This window comes from SAR202 cluster bacterium (assembly GCA_016872285.1).
Taxonomy (GTDB): domain Bacteria; phylum Chloroflexota; class Dehalococcoidia; order Lucifugimonadales.
Genome location: VGZZ01000030.1, coordinates 25,084 through 31,083 on the forward strand (window position 1 = coordinate 25,084; position 6,000 = coordinate 31,083).

6 protein-coding genes are annotated in these 6,000 nt (G+C 58.5%); 3 read left to right on the plus strand and 3 right to left on the minus strand.

Annotated elements, in window-relative coordinates:
• Window positions 1–347: 347 nt before the first annotated feature.
• Complete coding sequence (locus FJ320_09020) at window positions 348–1,247, minus strand: endonuclease III (protein ID MBM3926105.1); 900 nt, start codon at window positions 1,245–1,247, stop codon at window positions 348–350.
• Between the two features lie 35 nt (window positions 1,248–1,282).
• Window positions 1,283–1,984, minus strand: a complete 702-nt coding sequence (locus tag FJ320_09025; GenBank protein MBM3926106.1) for a hypothetical protein — start codon at window positions 1,982–1,984, stop codon at window positions 1,283–1,285.
• Between the two features lie 94 nt (window positions 1,985–2,078).
• Between FJ320_09025 and FJ320_09030 the strand changes: the two genes are divergently transcribed.
• From FJ320_09030 to FJ320_09040, 3 genes are read left to right on the plus strand one after another with little or no spacing between them, the layout of a single operon-like run.
• Window positions 2,079–3,449 (plus strand): TldD/PmbA family protein, encoded by a 1,371-nt coding sequence (locus FJ320_09030; GenBank protein ID MBM3926107.1) that lies wholly within the window; start codon window positions 2,079–2,081, stop codon window positions 3,447–3,449.
• Entirely contained in the window at window positions 3,436–4,773 is a 1,338-nt protein-coding gene (locus FJ320_09035; protein MBM3926108.1) for a TldD/PmbA family protein, read from the plus strand. The genes FJ320_09030 and FJ320_09035 overlap by 14 nt, the downstream gene beginning before the upstream one ends.
• 10 nt (window positions 4,774–4,783) lie before the next feature.
• Window positions 4,784–5,701: a HEAT repeat domain-containing protein gene (locus FJ320_09040; protein ID MBM3926109.1), complete on the plus strand. Its 918-nt coding sequence runs from the start codon at window positions 4,784–4,786 to the stop codon at window positions 5,699–5,701.
• 192 nt (window positions 5,702–5,893) lie between these two features.
• Here FJ320_09040 and FJ320_09045 read toward each other — a convergent pair.
• A partial coding sequence (locus tag FJ320_09045; GenBank protein ID MBM3926110.1) for an IS110 family transposase occupies window positions 5,894–6,000 on the minus strand: 107 nt, incomplete at its 5' end.

Below are 6,000 nucleotides of genomic sequence, written 5' to 3' on the forward strand. Positions count from 1 at the left end.
TATAGAGGGAGGGAGGATGGGGCGTAAAGGTTACAAGAGGTTGGCCGTAAGTGTAGCGCGGTCTATGCGCTAGATCCTTCTCTTAGTTCAGGCTGACAGGTTGTTTTATTACCTATCCTTGGATTGCGCTAGCTTACGTCTGGGAAAGGGGTAGGCGACAAAATGGAGGGTTATGCTGGCGGACGGCGTGTTGAGGTTTCTCGACTTTCCCATTCGGCTACATCCGAGTACAAGCCGATAGATCGAGCTTCTCCAATTGAATAAAAACTAAGGTTGGGGAGACTTCGCTCAGGGCTAAAGGGCCGATGGATAGGCCTCCGCATTGTATAAGCAGGCTGTGGCGGAGCTCACCGAAATGACGTAACACCCTGCCCCACCCCCGACCGCTTGGCATTCGTTAGCTTTTTCTTGGGGGGCTTTTTCATTGCGATGCCGGCGGAGGGGCAACCGGGGGCGAGGACGCAGGCGTCGCAGCGGGGGCGCTGGGCGTGGCAGACCTTGCGGCCGTGGGTGATGAGGGCGACGTGGAAGGGGTAGACATCGTCGGGTTCCACCATGGCTTCGAGGATATCGTGGGCGTCGTCGGCGCTGACTTTGGGACCGATGAGGCCGAGGCGCTTGGACACCCGGTGGACATGGGTGTCCACGGCCATGGCGGGCATGCCGAGGGAGAAGCAGAGGATGACGGCGGCGGACTTGGGGCCGATGCCTGGGAGACTTCGGAGCCAGGCCTTGGCTTCCGGCAGGGGGAGGTCTTTGAGGAAGGTGAGGTCCAGGTTGCCGCGCTTCTCTTTGATGAGGTTGAGGATTTGCCTGATACGGGGGGCTTTGACCCTGGCGAGGCCACCGGTCTGGATGGCGCGCTCGATACGGGGGATGTCGCCGTCAGCGACGGCATCGAGGGAGCCGAACTCGCGCATGAGGCTGTGGAAGGCGCGCTCGGAGTTGTAGTCGGAGGTGTGCTGGGAGAGGATGGTGAGGACGACTTCCTCAGCGGGGTCCAGGCGGCTGGCGTGCTGGAAGGGGCCGTAGGAGGAGCCGAGGAGGCGGATGATTTCGGGGGCGGAGAGCCGGGCGCGGCCTCGCTTCTGGATGCGCTTGCGGGGTCGAGGTTTGGGGCTGGGTTTAACGGCGGGCACGGGAGGGATGATAGCACATAAAAAGGTTGACAGTGCAAACGTGAGATGATTAAATAGCAGGGTACGGGTACCTATTAATTTGCTAACGAGGGGACGGTGCCACCCAATGGGGTGACCCGTCCCCTAACTCTTTTATTTTGTTATCAACCCAAGAATTCCGCCATTTTGATGAATCCGTTTGTCGAATTTCTGGCTGTCGGGAAAAGACCTAGGCAAGATTTCTTTAGAACTTCCGCTACAAGATGAGCCAATTGAAGGGCTCCTGTGTAACTTGAGTCAGAGATAGTGACGTAATCCACTCTAGGTATCCTAAATGGCTTACTTAGGCCAATGATCTTGTGACTAGAGAGGTATTCCTCCAGATTCCTTCTCTGATCAGCATTGACAGCGATTCTGTCAATAACAGCGTCTAGGCTCCTATCCACAAAATCATCTAAGTCGCTGTAATGAAACTCAAGCGCGCGCCTGAGCAAATAATTCCTCAATAGGTGCGAAGACTCTATTTTCTCTGAGCGGGTGCTATCTTCGTCAACGAGATATTTCCCCTTGTACCGTGCCTTATTTATATAGAACCCGCTAGCTGAAACCTTCCCGAAATTAGCGAGTTCACCCAGTTGAATGAGTAGATTTGAAGCTGGTTGTGCCCCTGGGTCTATTTGAAAGTCTCTGTACAAACGGCGACGCCAACGTTTTTCAGCGAGAATCTCACGGATCCTTCCATACTCAATTACTGAAACCTGGATTAGGCCAAACCCAAAAATTGGGGTGCCTTTTGGACCAAGGTCTCCAGTTTCGTCCACAAAAATAAAGTGGGAAGGCATGATTAATTTAATCTGGATGCCCAAATTTAATTAGGTGGCATTCTAACCCAAGCTACCTCTTTTCTTAAACCTCTATTGCAGTTATATTCAAAACTAGCACCGCCAGAGAAAGGTTCCCATGGACAACAATCTGCGAGACCGGATCAGCGAAGCGATGAAGGGGCATGAAGCCCAGTATATCGAGGTGAGGGTGGACAGCAGCGAGTCAGCGTATATTCGATACCGAGGACGGGAGTTGGAGGAGGTGGGGCGGAGCTCATCGGGGGGCGGGTGCGTGCGGGCGCTGGCGGGAGGCGGGTGGGGGTTTGTGTCGTTCAACAGCCTGGATGGATTGAAGGATAAAGTGAAGGCGGCGGTACGGAATGCGCGGCTGGTGGGCGGTGAGCCGATAAAGCTGGCGCCGGTAGAGCCGAAGGTGGACTCGGTGAAACGGGCGGTGAAGAAGGACCCGACGTCGATACCTCTTGAGACCAAGAAGAGGCTGATGGACGAGTATGTATCGGAGATATGGAGCGTGCCGGGGATATCGACGTCCACGGTGGGGTACGGTGATGGGAAACTGCGGCGAGTTTTCGCCAACTCGGAGGGGTCGTACATTGAGCAGGAGAAAACCGACATAACGCTGCGGCTGAACGCGGTGGTGCGGAAGGACGGGGATGTGCAGCAGTCGGGGCAGAGCATCGGGTCGCCGGGGGAGTATTCTGAGATAGAAGGGCTGCACAAAGAGGCGCGTGGTGTGGCGCAGCGGGCGGTAGAGCTGATGGCGGCGCCGCAGGTGAAGGGCGGCGAGTACACGGTCATCATCGAACCCATCCTGGCGGGAGTGTTTATCCACGAGGCCTTTGGTCATCTTTCCGAGGCGGACCATGTTTACGAGGACCCCAAGATGAGGGAGATTATGGTGCTGGGCCGGAAGTTCGGCGGGAAACACCTCAACGTGGTGGACGGAGCGGGGGTGCCGGGGCTACGGGGCAGTTATGCTTATGACGACGAGGGCGTGCCTTCCACCAAGAGCTATTTGCTGAGGGAGGGCGTGCTGGTAGGCCGGCTGCACTCGAGGGAGACGGCGGCGAAGCTGGGGGAGGGGGTAACGGGGAACGCGCGGGCCATCGGGTCGTCGTTCCCGCCGATTGTGCGGATGACCAACACGTACATCGAAGGCGGCGAGGCGACGGCGGAGGAGTTAATATCGGAGGTCAAAGACGGGCTGTACGTGAGCAACTGGTACGGCGGGATGACCAGCATGGAGCAGTTCACCTTTTCGGCAGGGGAGGCGTTTAAGATTCGCAACGGGAAGGTGGAGGAGCTGGTGAGGCCGGTGATGCTGACGGGGAACCTGTTCACCACGCTAGAGAGCCTGGATGCGGTGGCTAACGACCTGTCGATGAACCAGGGGGGAGGATGCGGGAAGGGCGGGCAGTCGCCGCTGGCGGTGTCTAACGGGAGTCCCCATATTCGAATACAGAGGTGCCTCATTGGCGGCCGATAAGAATACCGACAAAAAGATGATAGAAGAGGTGCTGGAGCGGGCGAAAAAGGTCTCCAGCCAGGCGGAGGTGTTCCACGTACGGCGGTGGAACGAGCCGGTGGGATTTGAGGCCAACCGGTTAAAGACGCTGGAGAGCCGCGAGTCGTCAGGGATGGCGCTGCGGCTTATCAAGGACGGGCGCGTCGGATTCTCGTCCACGTCGCAGGAGGGCGGGGCAAAGCGGCTGGTGGAGGACGCGCTGGAGACGGCGCCTTTTGGACCGACGGCGGCCTTTGATTTTCCGAAACGGAAGAGGTTCACACGCATCGACACCTACGACCCGTCGGTGGAGAAGCACCCGATGGAGTCGATGGTCAACCTCGGGCAGACGATGATCGACCGGGCGAGGGAGCACGAGAAGGAGCTGCTGTGCGACGCCGGAGTGAGCAGGGATGTCAGCACCCTGACACTGATGAACACCAACGGGGGTTATGCCCAGTACAGCACCAGCGTATTTTCGGTGGGAGTAGGCGGGACGCTGATTCGAGGGACGGACATGCTGTTTTTGTGGGAGGGGAAGAGCGCCTGCAACCCCATCACCGACTACCAGCCGCTGGTGGACGGGCTGATACAGCAGTTGGAATGGGGCAGAGACATAGCGTCGCCGGCTAATGGCGTGGTCGAGGCGGTGTTTACGCCCCGGGGTGTGTCGTCGGCGCTGCTGTCGCCGCTGATGGCGGGGTTCAACGGCAAGCTGGTGCTGCAAGGGTCGTCGCCGCTGGTGGGGAAGCTGGGGCAGCAACTTTTGGACGAGAGGATCAGCCTGTGGGACCAGCCCGACCTCCCCTTTGTCCCAGGCAGCCGCATGTGCGATGATGAAGGCGTGCCCAGCAAAGCTATGCCCCTCATCGACAAAGGCGTGATATCGAACTTCCTGTACGACCTTCAGACGGCGGGGCAGGCTAAGACGCATAGCACCGGCAACGCGCATCGCGGTCTGGGAAGCCTGCCGTCGCCGGGGGTGAGCGTCACGGTGGTGTCGGAGGGGGAGGCATCGTTTGAGGATATGGTGTCGAGCATCAAGGACGGGATAGTGGTGGAGAGGCTGCTGGGCGCGGGACAGAGCAACATACTAGGCGGCGATTTCAACGCCAACGTGCTGCTGGGTTATCGCATCGAAAACGGCAAAATTACGGGTAGATTAAAGAATACAGTGATAAACGGCAATGTTTATACTGTACTCAAAAAGGTCCAGGCAGTGGGCAAGGACGCCCGGTGGGTGGGCGGTTCGCTAAAGACTCCGAGCATATATTGCGCCGGTGTATCGGCGGCCACGAGGGGGTAGAGACAAGGTTATGCCGCTGGAGCGGTGTTTAAACGAAATCAAGAGCGAAGGGGCTATACCCGCGCACACAGTCCTATATGAGCTATCTAACTTAACCTCAGACCAGGTAGAACAATTCGGATCGACGTGGAGCGAGGTGACGCCGCAAAGACGCCTGGCTATCGTCGACCGGCTGGTGAGCCTGGCCCAGGACAGCGCGGAATTGGACTTCAGCGTGGTGCTGCGGCGCTGCATAGAGGACGAAGAGGAAGAGGTGCGCAGGCGGGCCATCGAGGGCCTGTGGGAGTATGAGGAGCGGCAGCTTATACCAGTCCTGTGCAGGACACTCCAGGGCGACTCGTCGACGAAAGTGCGGGCGACGGCGGCGATGGGGCTGGGGAAGTTCGCGTCGCTGGCGGAGGAGGGGAAGCTGCTGCGCCGCGACGGGCAGAGGATTCAAGAGTGCTTGATGAAGTCGCTGGTGAACCAGAAAGAGGAGATGGAGGTGCGGCGGCGCGCACTGGAGTCCGTGGCGGTGTTCAGCGCCAACGGCATCGCAGACCATATTAAGAAGGCATACAACAGCAGCAGCCTTGAGTTGAGGTGCAGCGCCATATACGCGATGGGCAAGACGGGCGAGCCGCTATGGCTCAGTATTCTCGTCAAAGAGTTGAAAAGCTCGACGGCGGCCTTAAGGTACGAGGCGTCGTCGGCGTGCGGGGAGCTGGGGGAGGAGGACGCCATTCCGCACCTGATACCGCTCATCGGTGATGACGACTTGCAGGTGCAACTGGCGGCGATTCGGGCCATAGGGTCGATCGGGGGGCCGCTGGCGAAAAAGGCGCTGCGCCGGTGCTTGAAGTCGGGGGACCCGGCGGTGGAGGACGCGGCGCGGGAGTACCTGGAGATGGCGGAGACGATGGAAGACCCGCTGGGGTTTAAGTATTAGGTCAGCCTCAAGATTCCTGGCGCTGGTTCTGTGGCGCTGCGGAGAAGGGAAATGGCGAGGTGACCTCTCCCCTACGTTGGGTACGGCCGGCTGGCAGTAGTGAAAGGGACGTGGTTGCAGTCACGATGATTAGATTCCCTTCGACCAGGCTCAGGACAGGCTTCGACTGCGTCTCAGCAACCGTCTTTAGAGTTAGGCATAAATCACCTTAGGAGAAAGATGCCAAGGGGTCTTATGTTTGAGCATAGCGTTGAGGATGGTAAGGAGCTTGCGCATGCAGGCCACCAGGGCCACCTTCT

Excerpts from the sequence above, each read along its gene's own strand:
- FJ320_09030 (MBM3926107.1), top strand. The coding sequence starts at position 2,079 with ATGGACAACAATCTGCGAGACCGGATCAGCGAAGCGATGAAGGGGCAT.
- FJ320_09040 (MBM3926109.1), top strand. The coding sequence starts at position 4,784 with ATGCCGCTGGAGCGGTGTTTAAACGAAATCAAGAGCGAAGGGGCTATA.